We start from the raw sequence: 19,778 nt of genomic DNA on the forward strand, positions 1-19,778 counted from the left end.
TTTTTTAAAGATAATGTATATTTGCACATATAATATTCGATATATAATATTTATCAAAAATTTCATAAAATGAAAAATAAAATTGAAGCTTTTTTAGATATAGTAAAAGAAAAAAACAGCCATGAACCTGAGTTTTTACAGGCTGTTCATGAGGTAGCAGAAACGGTTATTCCGTTTATTGAGAAGAATCCTCAGTATCAAAATAAAATGTTATTAGAGCGTATGGTAGAGCCAGAACGTACTATAATTTTTAGAGTGCCTTGGATTGATGATCAAGGTAATACTCAGGTAAATAGAGCTTTTAGAGTAGAATTTAATTCTGCTATCGGACCTTATAAAGGAGGTCTTCGTTTTCATCCTTCTGTAAACCTTAGTATTTTAAAGTTTTTAGGATTTGAACAAGTATTTAAAAATTCACTAACCACTTTACCAATGGGTGGAGGAAAAGGAGGAAGTGATTTTGACCCTAAAGGAAAAAGTGATAACGAAGTAATGCGTTTTTGCCAATCTTTTATGAGTGAATTATTTCGTCATATAGGTGCTAATACAGATGTTCCTGCAGGAGATATTGGTGTTGGAGGTCGTGAAATTGGCTACATGTTTGGACAATATAAAAGATTACGTAATGAGTTTACAGGTGTTTTAACAGGTAAAGGGATAACGTATGGTGGTTCTTTAATTAGACCAGAAGCAACAGGTTATGGATGTGTATATTTTGCAAAAAATATGTTAGCTACCAAAGGAGATTCTATAGACGGAAAAACAGTAGTTATTTCTGGTTCTGGTAATGTTGCACAATATGCTTGTCAAAAAGCAACAGAGTTAGGTGGTAAAGTAGTTACTATGTCTGATTCTTCGGGTTATATCTATGATGCAGATGGTATTGATGCAGAAAAGTTAGCCTATATCATGGAAATTAAAAATGTGAAACGTGGAAGAATTCATGCGTACACAGAAAAATATACTTCAGCAACTTTTCATAAAGGAGAAAGACCATGGAGTGTAAAATGTGATATAGCATTACCATGTGCAACACAAAACGAATTAAATGCAGACGAAGCAAAAGCGTTAATTAGCAATAATGTAATAGCAGTTGCAGAAGGAGCAAATATGCCTACAACACCAGAAGCAATTGAAGCTTTACAAAAAGCAAAAGTGCTATTCTCACCAGGAAAAGCATCTAATGCTGGAGGTGTGGCTACATCTGGTTTAGAAATGAGTCAAAACTCATTGCGTTATAACTGGACACGTGAAGAAGTAGATGCTAAATTAAACCAAATTATGAATGATATTCATGAGTCTTGTGTTACTTATGGTACACAAGAAGATGGTTATATAGACTATGTAAAAGGAGCTAATATTGCAGGATTTGTAAAAGTAGCAGATGCTATGTTAGCACAAGGAGTGGTATAACATATAAAAGTTTATTTAAAAAAAAGCTTCCTATTTTAGGGAGCTTTTTTTGTTTTAATATATTATTTTAACCTAAAACTCGTTAGATATAAATATATTTGAAGTTGAATATTTTAATTATGATTAAAAAGATAACACGCATATTACTGTTACTATTACCAATAGTAGCTTTTTCACAAGATTATTCTGCACAGTGGCAAGGTCATTTTTCATATTACGATATTAAAGATGTATCTCAAGGAAATGGTAAAATTTATGCAGCAGCAGAAAATGCAATTTTTAGTTATGATACAGAAACAAATGAAATAGAAACCATTACAACTGTTAATGGTTTGTCTGGTGAAACTATTGTAGCTATTCATTATAGTGATGTATATGAACTTTTAATTGTAGGATATGAAAATGGTCTAATGGAGATTGTTTTTGATGATTCAGAAGAAGATGTTTTAACCATTGTAGAAATATTTGAAAAACCTACCATACCTCCTACAGATAAGTATATAAATCATTTTAATGAACATGATGGCTTAGTTTATATTTCTACAGAATATGGTATTTCTGTTTATGATTTAGAACGATTAGAGTTTGGAGATACTTATTATATTGGTGATCAAGGAACTCAGATTAATGTGAATCAAACAGTTGTTTATAACGACTTTATTTATGCTGCGTGTTTAGGAGGGAGCGGAATAAAAAGAGCTCCGTTAAACAGTAATAATTTAGTGAATTTTGAAGAATGGGAACGTGTGGCTTCTGGCTATTTTCTTGTAATAGGAAAAAATAATGATAATTTATATACAGCTAAAGCTAATAAGACTTTTTATCAGTTTGAAGATGATAATACACTAACCGAACTAGTTAGTTATGCTGATGAACCCATAGATCTTAGAAGTATAAATAATTATTTAATTGTTACCACTAAAAATGATGTATATGTTTATGATGGTGATTTTATACAAATAGCACAAGTGTCTACTGGTAATATTTTAGATACAGAATTCACATCTGCTACAATAGATACAGAATATTTATATATTGGTACTACAGGACTAGGTCTAATCAAAACACCGCTTCTAAACCCTGTTACATTTGATGAAATATTACCAAACGGACCACTTTTTAATTATGCTTTTTCTATAAAAGCATCGGCAAATAACCTTTGGGTTACTTATGGAGATTATGATTTGTCTTTTAATCCATATCCATATAAACAATATGGGTATAGCCATTTAAAAAATGAAGAATGGAGAAACATTCCTTTTGATAGTGTGTTAGGTGCTAGAGATTTAAATACCATATCTGTAAATCCTTTTGCAGAAAACCATGTATTTATAAGTTCTTTTCAAGATGGCTTATTAGAAGTAGAAGATGATATTTCTGTTGTTTTACATGATCAAACCAATAGTGGTTTAGAATCTTTGGTAATACCAGGTAATCCAAGTGTTGTAAGTGTTAGACAAGGAGGTTCTAATTTTGATAGAAATGGTGTTTTATGGACTACCACAGGAAGGGTGGAAAGACCTTTAAAATCTTATGATCCTTCAACAGGACAATGGCAGAGTTATGATTTTTCAACTTTAATTCAAGACGGATTAAATGATGAATGGGGTCATGAGGATTTGGTTGTAGATAGTAATGGAACCAAATGGTTTGGTGGTTATAATTATGGTCTTATTGGCTATAATGAAAATAATTCAAGTGTAAAACTAAGAGCTTTATATACAGAAGAACAAAATATGCCTTCACCTATTATTACTGCATTAGCTTTAGATGATAGAAATCAAATTTGGTGTGGTACAGATAAAGGACTGCGTGTGCTATATAATACCACATCCTTTTTTACTGAAGCAAGTGTGTCTGCAAGCCAAATTATTATTTTAGAAGATGGTGTAGCAGAAGAACTTTTGTTTCAGCAGTTTATTACAGATATTGAAGTAGATGGCTCAAATAATAAATGGGTTAGTACATTAGATTCAGGATTGTTTTATTTTTCATCAGATGGACAAGAAACGATATATCATTTTACTACAGAAAACTCAGCTTTGCCAACCAATAATGTTTTAGACTTATCTATAGATTCTGCTAATGGTACTGTTTATATAGGTACAGAAAAAGGAATTGTGTCTTTTAAAGCAGGAGGTTCCTCAGCAACAGAAAGTTTAGATGCTGCTTATGTGTATCCTAATCCTGTAAGACCAACTTTCAATATTACCGAAGACAAAGTAAAAATTAAAGATATTTCAGATAATGTAAATATTAAAATTACTGATATTGAAGGTAACCTGGTGGCAGAAGCAGAAACAAGAACCAATACAAGATATAAAGGATACAACTTAGAAATTGATGGAGGAACCGCTTTTTGGAATGGTAAAAACCTTGCTAATAACGTAGTTGCTTCTGGTGTTTATTTAATAATGCTTTCAGATTTAGATACTTTAGAAACTAAAGTATTAAAAATAATGGTTGTGCGATAATGATTGTAAAAACCAATGCTATTGTTTTATCTACAATAAAGTATGGTGAACATGATTTAATTATTAAATGTTACACCAAAGAATATGGTGTAGTTAGCTTTTTACAAAAAGGTATTTTAAAGGCTAAAAAAGGAAAAGTAAAAAAAGCATATTTTCAATTACTATCCCAATTACAACTAGAAATAACTTACCAAGAAAACAGATCTCTTCAATATATTAAAGAAGTAAAACCATATGTAATTTATACTACCTTACATAATGATATTTTTAAAAGCACTATTGTTATGTTCTTGTCTGAAGTGCTGTCTACCTCGCTACAAGAAGAGGAAGAAAACGAGTCTTTGTATGTGTATTTAGAAACCACTTTGCAATGGTTAGATATACAAGATAGTTGTGCAAACTTTCATTTATTGTTTTTATTAAAACTCACTAAGCATCTTGGCTTTTATCCAGAGCAGCATAAAAGTGATTTTTCTTCATTTAATTTAAAAGGAGGAAGATTTGAAAATAAACCTACAGATTTTTATAGTATTACTGGTGAAAATTTAACACTGTTAAAACAGTTACTAGGCACAGTTTTTGATAACCTAACAGCTGTCAAAATAAACGCAACACAAAGGCAAGCTTTTTTAGCTATGTTGCTGTATTATTACGACTTACATTTAGGGACCTTTAAAAAACCGAAATCCCTAGAAATTTTTAACCAAGTTTTTAATACATAGCATGAAGTATTTTACTATTTTTTTAGTTTTCTTTTTTACAAGTTTTTTTAGCCAAGCACAACAAATTACTGTTATAAATAAAGACACAGGAGAAACCTTGCCAAGTGTTGCTATTTACAACCAAAGCAAATTAAAAAATACTATAACAGACTTTGATGGTCAAGCAAATTTAAATGTATTTAAGGCTTCAGATGTTTTATACTTTCAACACCTTTCTTATCGTGTATTTTCTATTGAAAAATCTAAAATAAAAAATGCTATTGTAGCTTTAATACCAAATGCGCAAGGCTTAGAAGAAGTTGTGGTGTCTGCTTCAAAATTTAAACAGAGTAAGAGAGATATTCCGCAAAAAATAACCAACATAAGCGCAAAGGATATTCAATTTACTAATCCGCAAACTAGTGCAGATTTATTAGAACAATCAGGTCAAGTATATATACAAAAAAGTCAATTAGGAGGAGGTAGCCCAATGATTAGAGGTTTCTCTACCAACAGACTTTTAATTACTGTTGATGGTGTGCGTATGAACAATGCTATTTTTAGAGGTGGTAACCTTCAAAATGTAATTTCTATAGATCCTTTTAGTGTTCAAGATACAGAAGTAACTCTTGGTGCAGGTTCTATAATTTATGGTAGTGATGCCATTGGTGGTGTTATGAGTTTTTATACCAAAACACCAAAACTTTCTTATACAGACTCGCTTAAATTTAATGCAAATGCAACAGTTAGATATGCTACAGCATCTAATGAAAAAACAGGACATCTAGATTTTAATATCGGACTAAAAAAATGGGCCTTTTTAACCAACGCTAGTTATACTTCTTTTGATGATTTAAGAATGGGAGCGCATGGACCTGACGATTATTTAAGGCCAGAGTATGTAGTAACCAATAATGGAGTAGATGAAATTGTACAGAATAGCAATCCAAGAATTCAAAAATTTACAGGTTATGATCAAATTAACCTAATGCAAAAAGCACGTTATGAAGCTTCAGATGATTTAAGTTTCGATTTGGGTGTCTATTACTCGGCTACATCAGATTATCCAAGATATGATAGATTAATACGTTATAGTGGTGATGATTTGCGTTCTGCACAATGGGATTACGGACCACAAAAATGGTTTATGACTAACTTAGGGTTAACCAAATTAAGTAGTGGTGCAACTCTATATGATAAGATAAAATTTGTAGCAGCATATCAAAATTTTCAAGAAAGCAGAATGGATAGAGATTATCAAGCTACTATTCAAGATAATACCGAAGAAAATGTTGACGCTTATTCTGCAAATCTAGATTTTGAAAAACAATTAAGCCCAAAAACCGAACTGTTTTACGGTTTAGAATACGTGTATAATAAAGTGCATTCTAAAGCTTTTGCTAGAGATATAACCACCAATACTACCGAAGCAATGGTAACTAGATATCCAGATAATTCAAGTTGGCAATCTGCTGCAGCTTATGCTAGTTTAAAATATAAACCTAACAGCAAATTTGTTTTACAATCTGGTGTACGTTATAATCATGTTGCTTATCAAGCAGATTTTACCGAAAACAATGCATTTTTAAACCTTCCTTTTGATACTACAAAAAGTAACTTTGGTGCATTCACAGGAACAGCAGGTATAAGTTGGATTCCTAATAAAACTATACAATGGAAACTAAACGCATCTACAGCATTTAGAGCTCCTAATATTGATGATGTTGGTAAAGTGTTTGACAGTGAGCCAGGATCTGTTGTTGTACCAAATGAAAATCTAAAACCAGAGTATGCTTATAGCGGAGAATTAGGTTTAACATTAAACTTTGATGATCTAGTTGTTTTAGATCTAGCAACCTATTACACCTATTTAGATGATGCTTTGGTAAGACGTGATTACACCTTAAATGGCGAAAGTGAAATTATGTATCATGGTGAGTTAAGCCAAGTACAAGCCATGCAAAACGCATCCAAAGCATGGATTTATGGTTTTGAGGTTGGTATGAAAGTTAATCTATCTAAAAAACTACAATTCACCTCTCAATATAATGTAATAGGAGGTTCAGAAGAAGATAATGGTACAGAGGTTCCAGTAAGACATATAGCACCAAATTTTGGTAATACACACCTTACTTGGCAATCTAAAAAATTAAAGTTAGATGCTTATGCAGAATACAATGACGAATTATCGTTTTTAGATATAGCACCTTCCGAAATTGAAAAAGATTATATCTACGCATTAGATAGCAACGGAAATCCGTATTCGCCATCTTGGTATACACTAAACTTTAGCGCACAAATAGAAATCTGTAAAAACACAACGCTAACAGCAAGTTTAGAAAACATTACAGACCAACGTTATAAAACCTATTCTTCTGGTATTGCAGCTCCAGGAAGAAACTTTATTATAGCCTTAAGTTATAGTCTATAGTTTGTAATTGTTTATTTGGGCGTTTACTACTTCGCTTAAGCTACGTAGCACCAGGCTGTACATTATATCTTTTTATGTTTTAATGTATAGCATGCGCAATAAACAGAAAACAAATAGAAACTACAGTATTAATTAAGCTACGTTTAGATAACAAAAAAAGGATGCCATTTCCATCCTTAACGCAAAAAAAGCCTTTCTAAAAAAAGAAAGGCTTTTTGATATTTCATACAAAGTATAAAGATTCGATATTCTATTTAGTTTCTTTTAATGGCTTTTTTGGTAATAACTACATCATTAGATAAAGTTACTTTGGCAAGATAAGCAGCCTGGCTTAGCCTGTCTAAATTATAAGTTTCTGTGCTGCTGTTTCCATTTAAGTTGTATAATAACCTACCTAATACATCATACACTTTTACATTTTTAATTTGTACATCCTCTGTAGTACTAAACGTTACCAAACCATTCTCTTGTTCTATTATGTTAAGTGCGTTGTAAAATTGGTTTTCATTTATAGATAATGAGGTATCCTTAAATATAATTTCAAACCTTTCATTAAACATTCCTGTTTCAGAAGTAAAACTATAGTTAGAAGCACTTAAATCATGAACCACTTGCATTAATTTATCACGTAAGTAAATGGTGTTATTGGTTAAAAATTCCCCTTGTAATTGTCCAATACTAATACTGTAAATAGTAGCTTCATTAATACTTGTTTGAAAACCTAACGGAATCACTTCTTCTAGATGTAAACTTTCTGGAGATTTCCCTTGAATAGCAAATTTGTTGTTCTCTTCTGTGTTTTCAATAATAGAATAAAGAATAGCGTGTGTACCAGCAGATAAGTTTTTTGGTGCATCATAATACATACCATCATAGTTGTTAGTAGCACCAGGAATATAACCAATTAAAACTTGGTTAAACACACCATTATCCGAAGTTAGGTTAATCCATAGTTTTTCAAACGGATTACTGTTTTCTGTTCTAAAAAATTGATTGTTATTTCCAGTAACACGCATGCTGTTATTAAAAATAACATCTGCAGTTTTTACAGTTCCTGAAAAGGTTGTGGTGCTTGCTGCATCCGATAAAGAAATAAAGAACCCTTGTCCAGAAGGAATAAATCTAGTTGGCATTACACCATCACCACCAGCAGTTTGTCCAGTGTTGTTTATAACGGCGTAATCGCTTTGTGCAAAATTTAAAACCTGATTTCCATTATTAGTATCTGTATATGGTGAGTTTTGCGACCATAAAAAGATAGCACCATCGGTAACACCTGTTGTTGTTTCCGAAACATTGGTATCTACAATTGTATTTGTAGCAAGAAAAGCATCCGCATCTATGGCAGAAGCATATGGATTTCCTATAAAATTCCAGTTATTGTCATTTAATTCTAAATCGTTTCTGTAAATAGGTACTGTGTAGTCACCAGTATGTAAAGCACCTTCAAAAGTGTACTCGTAATTTGCTCCTGGCATACCAAAACCGGTTTGATTATGCATTGCAGCATAACCAATTCCTGGTAACATAACATCACTATTGCTAGTAAATTGCCAATCGTTACCATTGTCATCAATATCATCTTGACCAATAACGGTTCCGTTGTTGTTATTTGTTTCGGCAGTTTGGTCTAAATAATTTTGACCATTATACCAATAACGTCTTGTAGGATGTGCTTCTAATAAGCCGTTACCAATAGTTTCACCCACTACAGGAGAACTCCAATAGGTGTATTCATACCAATTATTTAAAGGAGCAGTACGTTTATTTACCTGTGTTACCGCATTTGTATGCAAGGTATATGTTCCAGCATTTACGCCATCACCACGTTGTACAAAGCTACCTTTGTCTTCTATAAGAATTCCGTCTGTGTTAGAGCCATCGCCATACACATCTACATTGTTTATGACTTCTATATAATCTCCATCAGCAATAACTAATTGGTTTCCTGCATTTACAATTAATTGGCAAGCACTAAAACTAGTTTCCGAAAGGGTATTGTAGTCGCCATTAATTATGGTTATGGTGTTCATGTCTGGTGTAATACCATTTAGCCACTGTGTTCCATTCCATTCTGCTTTTTGTGTTTTAAGTTTTACCGCTTCACTTGCAGTATAACAAGTAGCACCATCTTCTCTTACTTGGCAATAAAATTGGTAGTCTATAGCATTTAATGTGTTGTCAATACTCAAAGTTGCGCTTGTGGCACCAGAATATGTTGCGTTGTTTGTAACTGCAGTCCATGTGGTTTGTGTTGGAGCTAAATAATACCATTGGTATGCAAGAGATAAACCAGCAGCTACACCTTCTGTTGCAGTTACACTTAAGGTTGCAGTTAGGTCACATGTTGCATTAGGAGCAACAGGTTGTAGTGTTATTGTTGGTGGTATACCTAATGAAAAGTCATAAATACCAATATCTACATAATCTGAATCTCCACAAGTTGTCCAATCAATAATATCCCAATGGGCCAAATCAAAAGTCATGGTTGGTAAAACAGGAGCATCATTTTTTCTTCTAAAATTAACACCTTCATCACCAAAAGATAAACCATTAGCCCAAGTACCAGAGCCTTTTACACCAAATACATCTTTTTCGCCTGGATTGGTGCCAGAGGTTTTTTCTAAAACAATAGCATCTGCCTTGTTGGTGTCAAAATTAATTCCTCCTAAACCAGGTTCGCTTTGGTTAGGACTTACATTTAAGTTGTTTTCTGTACAGCTAGTTGTACCAATGGTTACTACATGTACTCCGTTATTTGCTAATGTGCCAGTAAGGTTTACTGTACCAGAAGAAGAAGTGCTTCCGTTATTATATAATTTTAAATCATAATCGCTTAAATCTACAGCTGTACCAGTACCATTAAATATTTCTACGTAAGAAGAACTACCAGAGGTAGCATCAGTAACTTCACTAATAAAGATATCGGTAGGTGTTGTAGATGAGGTTCCAGATTCACAACCCGAAATACTAGTATCAATGACATCAAAGGAATTGAAAGAAGAGCAACCTGTTGTTAAAGTAACCACTAGGTTACCATCGGTAACGTCATTTGGTAATTGTAAAATAAGTTCGGATGTGCTAGAAGAAAGTACAGTTATATCAACGCCATTTAATTGTGCAGTTGCTCCAGATAAATCATTACTAGAGGTTACTGTTATTTCTGTTCCAACAGGTCCTTCTGTAGGCCAAATGGTACTAGTTACTGAAGCAGGACATTGACCTGTTCCTTGAATATCAAAAGTAAACGGATTTTCACCTCCTGTTGCATCGTTATTAGCAATACTTACTGTTGCGGTTCTTACGCCATCGGCAAGAGGAGTGAATGTAATTTCAAAATCTACTTCTGCATTAGAAGCTAGTGTTGCAGTACTTGGTTGTACATTCACTGAAAAATCTCCAGGATTCAAACCAGTAATATCTACTCTAGGTGTTCCTGTTAAATTTAAGTTTGCTAATCCTACATTTTTAATAGTAAATGTTTTTGAAGCACTAGAACTACCAAGATTAATTGTGCCAAATAAGGTATTGTTTAAACCATAAGGAGCATTAAATCCGCTAGGAATATTAATATTATTTCCTTTAACCGTTATTTCTGCACCAGTTGGTTGTTGTATAATAATGGTGTAATCTTCAACCTCTCCATCAAAATCTGGTTCACAAGGTGTAGAGGCTGATGTACCATATTTAGTAGAAATACGCATTCTTGTACTTCCTATTGCTGCATTGGTTGGTACATCAATACTTAAAGGAGAAGCGTCTGTAGCACCATTCACTACATTATAAGCATTTCCTAATTCATAATCTTCGCCATAATCTTCAAAATCACCATCGTTGTTCCAATCTATCCAAGCTTTTGAAGTTGTTGTAAAAGCTCCATCTGTATTTACGTTTACAGTAAGGTTGTAGCTTTCTCCTAAATTGACATTTGTAGATATAAAGGTGTAGTCTGTATAATCATTATCAGTATTGTCTGAAGCATTATTAATAGTATTAAATTCTACATTTTTAATTAGAGTAAGATAAGCGTCGCTTCCATCTCCATAAGAATCGCAATAGGTTAAAGTTGGTGTGGCACAAACCTCAACACCTTGTGTCCAAGTTGTACCTCTACGAATAAACGCTTTAAAGCAGTAGCTAAGGTCGTTAGTTAATCCTGTAATGGCTCTAGAATTACCAGTTCCTTTATATACTACTTGGTTTGCTCCAGAATAAACGGCATTTGCGGTATACGCAGAGCCATCACCTGTTGGTGTAAAAGCAACGGCACCTTGATTGGCAACAATAAGAATTTCATCCCAACACGAAGTTGGTGTTGGGTTTAGCCAGTTTAGGGTTACTTGATTGGTTAACGGTGTTGCTGTTAGGTTTCTAACATCTCCTTGTGCAATTTGTTCTAAATTACTGCCACCAGAAGTCCCATTTGCCCATCCTGTAAGGGTTTCACCATTATAGGCAAAAATTCTAATGGAGTAGGTAGTATCTTCTGTTAGGCCTGTAATAGCAGCAGTGGTTCCGTTGCCTTTATACACAACTTTCCCTAAGCTAGCAGGAGTTTCTAAAGGAGCAGCATTAAAATTAGAATTGGCTGTATAGGTATTTGCATCATTTGGTGGAGCTGTAGGTGGTGTGGTTCCTTCAATAGCAAAAATAATATAACCTCCTGTTGGTGGAGTGGAAGGATTGTTCCATGTTAAAGTTGCTGTAGTGTCTTCAAAACAACCATTTAAACTTTGTGCGTTACTTGGTAAACTATTACTTAGAGTTAAAGTTGTAGCAGTAGATGTGGTAGAGCCACAAGTATTGGTTACAATACATCTGTATTGGTTACCATTCATAGCTTCTGTAGTAGCGCTCGTGGTATAAGATGCTGTAGTGTCTCCAGAACCTCCTGTTACGATATTCCATCCAGTACCTGTGTTAACTTCCCATTGGTAGGAAGTGGCGTTTGTTGCTGCAACTGTAAAAGTAGCTGTATTTGGTATTACTTGAGTAGCGTTTGCTGGTTGTGTGGTTATTGTTGGAGTTGTTATTCCTGTTCCTGTTAGGTTTATTGTAGCATCGTCTGCAATGGTGGTGCTACTTACGGTTATGGTTGCCGCTTGAGCGCCAGTTGCTGTTGGTGTAAAAACCACATCAAAGGTAGCGGTACCTGCTGGCGCTATGGTTGTGGTAGATAAACCACTAACAGTAAATTGTGTATCGCTAGATGTTACTCCCACATTTAACGCAGTAGTTATAGGTGCATTATTTGTTATGGTGTATTGTACAGTGCTACCAGAAGAACCAACGCATAAAGAACCATGGTCTGTTGGTGAACCTGTGATTTCTAGGTCTGAGGTTGGTGAGCAAGTTTCTGTGTGAGCTCCAATATAAGTCCATTCGTCTTGATTATAAACAATCCATTCGCTGTCGGTAGTGTTCGTTCCAGATGAAGCTGTCCAATTAGTTGTTGGGTCACAAATAGTACTTTTACGAATTAATGTATGATTTGCAGTAGCGTTATTAACTCCTGCAACATCCCAACCAGAACCAGGGTCTGCCCCATTTGTACCAACTACATCTATTAATGATCCTAATTTTGCAAGACCTACAGCGTCATTTCCATTCCAAGTTGCAATTCCATCTGTTAAATCGGCTTCGGCAAGAATCACTCCATTTGAAGCACTATTAGCAATAATGTAAACATCTCCATCTGCTAATGTTCCAGATAAGGTTATTAAGGATTCGGGCCAATTACCACCATTAGTAATCTTCCATAATTCATAATCAGATAGATCTTTTGGACTTCCTGTTCCATTGTAAATTTCAACATATTTATTGTTACTAGAACCTTCACTATATTCCGAAATTATCAAATCGCTCATCTGCCCATAACCAGAAACTAATGCGAATAAAAAAGCTATCAATAAAAGGGAGTAATTTTTTTTCATAGGGATACTTATTTAAACGTAACTTTTCAATAATAAGACAGCCTATCTCTTGTTATGCTTATTAATTAAGAAGTTTAAAATGTAAATATACTAAGAAACTGTCTCATTTCTAAATCTTTAGATGAAATAACCTTTTAATAACATATTGATTCGATGAATGGTAAAACGGAGTATTATTAGGTGTGTTATCACCTTATAATTTATAATGGAGTTAATAATGTTTATAAAAGTTTACGTGTATAAAAAACAAAAGGCTTAACCATGAGGTTAAGCCTTTTGTTATAAAAAGAAATACTTTGTATTGTTATTTTCTTTTTACCGCTTTTTTAGTAATTACCGTATTATTAGATAATGTTACTTTGGCTACATAAGTAGCTTGGCTTAAATTATCTAGCATATAGTTTTCTGTACTGTTGTTTCCGTTTAGGTTGTACAGTAATCTACCTAATACATCATAGATTTTTACATTTTTAATTTGTAAGTCTTTCCCTGTGCTAAATTGTACACTACCATCTTGTTGTTCTACAATAGTTAAGCTGTTGTTGTATTGGTTTTCTTCTATAGATAAAGAGTTGTTGTTAAATACAATTTCAAATCTGTTGTTATGCGTTCCTTCATCTAGTGCAAAGGTATATGGTGCATTATTTAAATGGTGTATGTGTCCTAAAATGTTGTCTTTAAGGTAGATGTTTTGTTCATTGTTTTCAAATAAACCATCTACAGCAAAAAGAGCAATAGTATAATTAGAAGCGCTTGTTGCGTTTATACCTAAAGGAATCACATCTGAATCATTAAATGGTAAAGCACGACCTTGTATTTTATAAGCTTCGTTATCTATAACCGAATAGAAGTTTTTATTGCTGTCTAGTTCCGATTGTGCATCATACATTCTGTCTACTTGCATGGTTGCGTTTTCTACATAACCTACTAAAATTCTTCTTGCAGGTTGACCTTCTGGAACTAGGTCTAACCAGATTCTGTGTTTTTCTGTATTTGCAGTTCTGTAAAATTCAGAATTATTTAAGCTAATGTCACGTAAAGAATTGTTAAAAGTAACGGTTTCTGAAGCAGTTGCTCCATCTACCATATTTACCATAAAACTTTGTGCTGCAGCTATATCACCATTAAAAGTACCAGGTCCAGCTGAAGAACCTGCACTGTTATACGTTAGGTAGTCGTTTTCATCATAATTTGCTGCAAAATCATAATAATAAGGATCTGAAATGGAGGTGCTTGGTAAAGTACCATGCGTCCAAATATTTATATATCCTTCAAGGTTTGTGTTTAATGTAAGAAAATCTATTGCGCTAATGGCAGAAGGATATGGGTTTCCTAATAAATTCCAATCGTCATCATTGGTATCATAACCAGCAGGATTACTTCCTCTAGAAACAGTAGGAGTTATAATTCCGTTTAAAGGTACACCATTGTTAAAAGTAGCTGTGTAATCAGTAGCAGTTGTACCATAAGAATTAGGACCTCTAACAATATACCCAACACCAGGAGTCATGGCTGTATTAGCAGCAGAAATCCAGTTACCTTGACTACCATTACCATTATTTACTGTAGGGCTCCAGCTATATATTCTGCTGGTTGGTGATGCAGGAGATATGTTGTTGGTGTTAAAACCATCAACAGGTGAAGACCAATATATATAATCCATTTTACGAATAGAAGCAGTACGTTGCATGCTAATGTTACCAGAGTTAACAGCATCATTATCTATTTGCACTAGAGAACCACTGTTTTGTATATTAAAAGTTCCGTTGTTTGTAACTTCAAAGTATACTTCAGCATATTCGTTACTAGTAACTGTTAAAGTGTTTCCTGAGTTAATGATAAGTGTACAAGCGCTAAAACTACCGTGTATACTAGTGTCATAATCTCCATCAATTATTGCTACAGTATTTAAGTCTGGAGCACTGTTAGACCAGTTTGTTCCATTCCAGGTAGATGCACTTGCTTCTGTTTTTTCTGCATTAGAAATATTAATACAAGTTCCGGCTTCTGTAACCTCACAATAAAATTGGTAGTTTGTTAAATTATTAAGAGAATTTGTATCCCCTTCAATTAATAAATTATCTCCATCTTCGCCTAAAATGGTATAACCAGCAGGAGATATACTTGTAACTGCTATCCATGAATCATTTGTACCATCATTATAATACCATTGGTAGGTTAAATCACCAGAGGTATCCGTATCGCCTTCGGTAGCATTTACAGAAAAATCTAAAACAGCACAATCGCTAGTGTTTGTAATGGAAGAAACTAAAGGAGCATTAGTTATTGCTGCAGATGAGAATATACCTAAATCGGAACAACTTTCTGTAGTATTGGTTGTCCAATCTCCTGCATTAAAAGTTGCGGTTGGTCCTGTAGCTGTAGGATCTCTTAAAATTGAATATCCATCTCCACTAGGTGCGTCTACTGTGTCTATAATAATCCCGTTGTTAGTAAGGTGCATGCTATCTGATGCATTAATTCCTCCTCCAGACTCTGTTACATCATAGGTGATGCTTGTACAGGTTGAGGTGCTAGTTCCTAAATTCATTGTATAAACCGTATGTGGAGCAAGTGTTCCTGATAAAGGAATTATTCTTGTAACTCCTCCAGCTCCACTATTAGCTTGTTCAGAATATCTTTCAATAGCATAGGTGCTTAAATCAATAGGGTTTTCAGTAGGATTATATAATTCCATGTACCAAACATTATTTGACTCGGAATCATATACTTCTGAGATTATTAAATCGGTAAAATTGGTAGGACCATAACAAGTTCCTCCAGCTTCTAAGACCGTAAATATATCTGCATGAAGATTACAACCTGCTTCTGTAAGCGTAAGATTGTTTGTTGTGGCACCTGCAGGCACGTGTACAATTAAAGTGGTTGCATTTACAAAATCTACTGTGGCAGTTACACCGCCAAAATTAGCGGTAGTACTAGCTGTAAATCCTGTTCCTGTTACTGTAATTTCTGTTTCTTCAGGACCTGTTGTTGGTAGCATAGAAGTAAATGAATGTGTTGGCGTACAAGAAGGGATTACTTCTATTGTGTAATCTGCAATTGCTCCATAACCAGGACTAGTACAAGGGTCTATTGATGCCTCGGTTCCGTATTCATCTTGTACAATACGCATTCTGTAATTTCCTATTGTTTGACCAGAAGGCACATTTATAGTAAAAGCATGAAATTCATTTGCTCCTCCTCCTTGAATATCATAAGTTCCAATTTGTTCATCTGTATCCTCAAAATCACCATCTTGGTTCCAATCGATCCAAACCGCACCAGCTCCATAATATAGGTTACCACCATTACAATCTCCAAATTCAACCGTAAGTGTATAAGTGCCTCCATCAAATAAATCTGCAGTCATTGCAGTATTATCTTGTACGGTATTTGTACAAATATCGGAAGTGATATTATTTATTGAATTATTTTCACCTGTTAGTACAACGCTTTCTATTTCAGAATCACTACTAGACCATGATCCAGGATCACAGTACGCTAAACTTGGTGTGCAATTTACATTCACGCCAGAACTCCAGCTATTACCATTATTAGTAAATACGGTATAGATATAGTTAGTGTCATTCGTAAGGTTTGTAATGCTTACAGAGGTGCCAGAGCCATTATAAACCACAAAACCAGAATCATATGCAGTGCCAGAGCCAAAGGCTGCATTGGCAGCATATGTACTACTATTTCCAGAAGGTGCAGTTGCTAATGCATTTGTAGAGGCTATAACTATGTAGTTATCTACACATCCTGTTGCAGCTGTCCAAGAGAGGTCTACACTGCCGTTTTCACAGTTTGCAGTAGCTAAAGCAGTTACGTTATTAGGGGTTACTTCTGTTATAATATGTGTGCCACTAGCAAAAGCTGTTCCTGTTTTGTTTCCTGCAGTGAAGGTTAAATCCGCAGTGGTCATGGCATTAACTATTATGGTATTTCCATTTGTTGCTCCACAAGGGATATCTGCGGTTATAAAAATATAACCAGTGCTTCCGTTTGCTATGGTTTGTGAAAAACCAGTAACACTATGTGTTCCTGATCCTAAAGTTGTAGTTATGGTTTGTAATGTAGTATCACTTCCTGCATTAAATGTCGCATCTGTAGAATAATACGCTGTAAAATTGGTGATATCTGCGTTTGTAGCAGAACCAGATGTGGTAAAATTAAAAGCGGTTAGTTCTGCTTGATAATTAGTTACTGCTAAATCAAAGGCATAAATAACTGTATTGGTCACACTTGCATCCGCTTGAATATTGGTAGCGGTGACTGCAGGGTTTGAAGAACTTAATACAATACTTGGTATATCGGTACCGTTTCCTTCTACGTTGAAGTTGTATGTACTTTCGTTGGCATCATCATTTGTTATGGTTATGGTCGCTGTTTGTGTTCCAACGGAGGAAGGATCGAAGGAGACCGTAAATGTGGCACTAGAATTTGCCGCAATGGTAGCAGGGAAAGTTCCTATTGTGAAATCTCCTAAATTGGAAACGATACTAGAAATATTTAAAACTAAATCGCCAGTGTTTTCTATTGTAAATGTATGCACTTGTGCACCACTTGAAATTAATACATCTCCAAAATCGGTGTCATCTGCCGTGTCTATTGCTGTGTTGCCATCTGGAATATCTGTTGCGTTTCCTTGAATGTTGATTTCTGGAGCAGGAATTGAACATTCGATAGCTGTTAATTCTACATTATCAATTCTCCAACTTTCAGCGTTGCTAGTTGAGGCGGATGTGTAAAGTAATCCTATATAAACGGAAGAACCACTTATTCCTGATAAATCAATAGTTTTTGTATCAATACCCCATGAACCACTAGAAGAAAGTTCATCTAATTCCCCTAAACTTGTCCAAGTTGCGCTACCTGTATTTGCAGCTGAAAAAGTACCATTGAAGTTTGTAGAATAAAATACTTCTACATTGTTTCCAGAATATTGTTCTTGATAGTCAATGACTAAGCTTGCATTACTAAGATTGTCAAAATTGATGGCACTATTATAAATTAACCAATCTCTTTGGCCAGAACCACTACCATATCCATTAATTTGAGCATATCCTCCAGAAACACTCCATGTTAATGGTCCTGTTTCACTTACTTCTGTGAAATTTCCGAAAGCAGAAAAGTTTTCATCTATAATTGTTGCGTTTACTGCATCATCATCACTAACACTTAGTGTAGTTTCATTAATACTACCAACACTAGCGTTAGAACCGCCAGAAACATTTTGAATTTCAAAGGTATATGTGGCATCGTCTCCACAATTTGTGTTGTCTGTTATAGGAACAGTTACACATTGTTGTGCGCTACTATTTGCTGGAAAAGTAATAAGTTGTGTATAGGATGCTATATGCGTAGCTGTTGCAGAAGTCATTACCACATTTGAGGTTGTTGCTGTAGTACTAGGGTTGATTATGTCTACACAAATACTTACACTACCATCTGTTTCGGCGGCAGTATATGTAGTAGAAGCAAAGTTAATTTGTGTATCTGTTGATCCTGCAATAATGTTAATATCTAAATTTATGGTTACACCATAAGCTCCAGAATAACATGGGTCTGGAGTAGATTGACCCGAATCTGCAGTACCAATACGCATTTTGTGTTGGCCAAGCGCTGCAGTAGCATCTAAGGTGAAGTCTGTAGTTAATGTAGTAGGGTTGGCGTTTGTTGACTCTCCCGTAAATACTTTTTCTGTAGAGTTATCGAATATACCATCATCATTAAAATCTATCCAAATATGTGTGTCGTAACTGAAACCTGTTTCAAAAGTAATGGAAGAGGAAGTACTAGCTCCTTGTACTAAATCTGGTACAGCACCTGTGTATGTGTATTGTGTAACATCTGTAACAGGAAAAGTTGCCGAACCAACTGTTACAGAGCTTATTCCAGACCCATCATTCGAAGATGGAGTTGAATCACAATAGATAATATCTGTAACCTCACCACTTACATCAATTGTTGGAGGTGTTACACCAGAAGTTGTGTTGGTCATGGTAATTGTATCCGCATAAGAAGCTATGGTTAAACCAGCTTTTAATCTTACGTATATGGTATTGGTATTGTTAGCCTCTGTATCTGTAAAACTGATAGTGGAGCTATAAGGTCCTGAAGCAGCAGTTGCTATTTCAAAGTTTGTAGGAGCAGTAATATCTAATCCGGAGTCTAATAAAGTCCCTGTTACATCAAAGCTTTGTTCTGTAGATGGGCCATTACCTATTACATAATCTAGATCTGTAATGTTTGTTGGTGTTGCAGTTATTGTTGGTCCAGCTGGAGTGGAAGAAGTATAGGTTACTTCAAAACTATCTACATAAATTCTATTACTTGAACTACTGTCTCTTTGATAAAATTCTACAATAGAAGCGCTTAATCCATCCATTGTATAGGTGGTACTTGCATTTAAATTAGAAACAAAAGTACCATCTTCGGTATAACCAGCAGGACCTGTAGTGCCTGATGCATAAACTACAACCTTTGTAATAATCACGTCTGTATTTTGTGTTATTTTAATGGAGCCACCTTTAGCGCTATTTTGGTATAATCTTAATTGATCATTATTTATAGCAGGAGTAGCAGTTCCATTATTTTTGTGAGAAGTAAAACTAATATTAGCATCTAAAGTTCCAGAGGTTGATGCTCCAGAATCAGAAAAATCATAAGTAACGGTTGTCTGCGCAAAACTAGATAAAATTGCGCATAGGAAGGCTAGTAAACTTAGGGCGTAGTTTTTAGTCATAGGGAAAAAAATTTAATTATGTTTGATGCTAAAGCAGCAAAACAAGCATGCAATTTAAGTTAAAATGTATATAAA

General features: G+C 34.5%; 6 protein-coding genes. 4 read left to right on the top strand and 2 right to left on the bottom strand.

The features are described 5' to 3' along the window. Positions 1–69 precede the first annotated feature (69 nt). The 4 genes from gdhA to ACFSSB_RS12200 all read left to right on the top strand — a co-directional run bounded on the left by gdhA (position 70) and on the right by ACFSSB_RS12200 (position 7,019). Positions 70–1,413, top strand: a complete 1,344-nt coding sequence (gene gdhA / locus ACFSSB_RS12185) for an NADP-specific glutamate dehydrogenase (RefSeq protein WP_379904614.1) — start codon at positions 70–72, stop codon at positions 1,411–1,413. A 119-nt stretch (positions 1,414–1,532) separates the two neighbouring features. Continuing rightward, on the top strand, positions 1,533–3,887 hold the full coding sequence (gene porZ / locus ACFSSB_RS12190) for a type IX secretion system anionic LPS delivery protein PorZ (protein ID WP_379904616.1): 2,355 nt from the start codon (positions 1,533–1,535) through the stop codon (positions 3,885–3,887). Continuing rightward, positions 3,887–4,609: a DNA repair protein RecO gene (gene recO, locus ACFSSB_RS12195; protein ID WP_379904618.1), complete on the top strand. Its 723-nt coding sequence runs from the start codon at positions 3,887–3,889 to the stop codon at positions 4,607–4,609. Before porZ ends, recO begins: the two co-directional genes overlap by 1 nt. 1 nt (position 4,610) lies before the next feature. Beyond that, complete coding sequence (locus ACFSSB_RS12200) at positions 4,611–7,019, top strand: TonB-dependent receptor (RefSeq protein WP_379904620.1); 2,409 nt, start codon at positions 4,611–4,613, stop codon at positions 7,017–7,019. Between the two features lie 254 nt (positions 7,020–7,273). On the opposite strand, the gene ACFSSB_RS12205 is transcribed toward ACFSSB_RS12200, so the two are convergent. Together ACFSSB_RS12205 and ACFSSB_RS12210 are read right to left on the bottom strand one after the other, a co-directional pair. Further along, positions 7,274–12,952, bottom strand: coding sequence for a choice-of-anchor D domain-containing protein (locus ACFSSB_RS12205; RefSeq protein WP_379904622.1), 5,679 nt, complete (start codon positions 12,950–12,952; stop codon positions 7,274–7,276). Between the two features lie 304 nt (positions 12,953–13,256). After that, positions 13,257–19,703, bottom strand: coding sequence for a GEVED domain-containing protein (locus ACFSSB_RS12210; RefSeq protein WP_379904624.1), 6,447 nt, complete (start codon positions 19,701–19,703; stop codon positions 13,257–13,259). Positions 19,704–19,778: the final 75 nt, after the last annotated feature.

Origin of the sequence: Lacinutrix gracilariae, from assembly GCF_042684485.1 — a bacterium.
GTDB classification, from domain to species: Bacteria; Bacteroidota; Bacteroidia; order Flavobacteriales; family Flavobacteriaceae; genus Oceanihabitans; species Oceanihabitans gracilariae.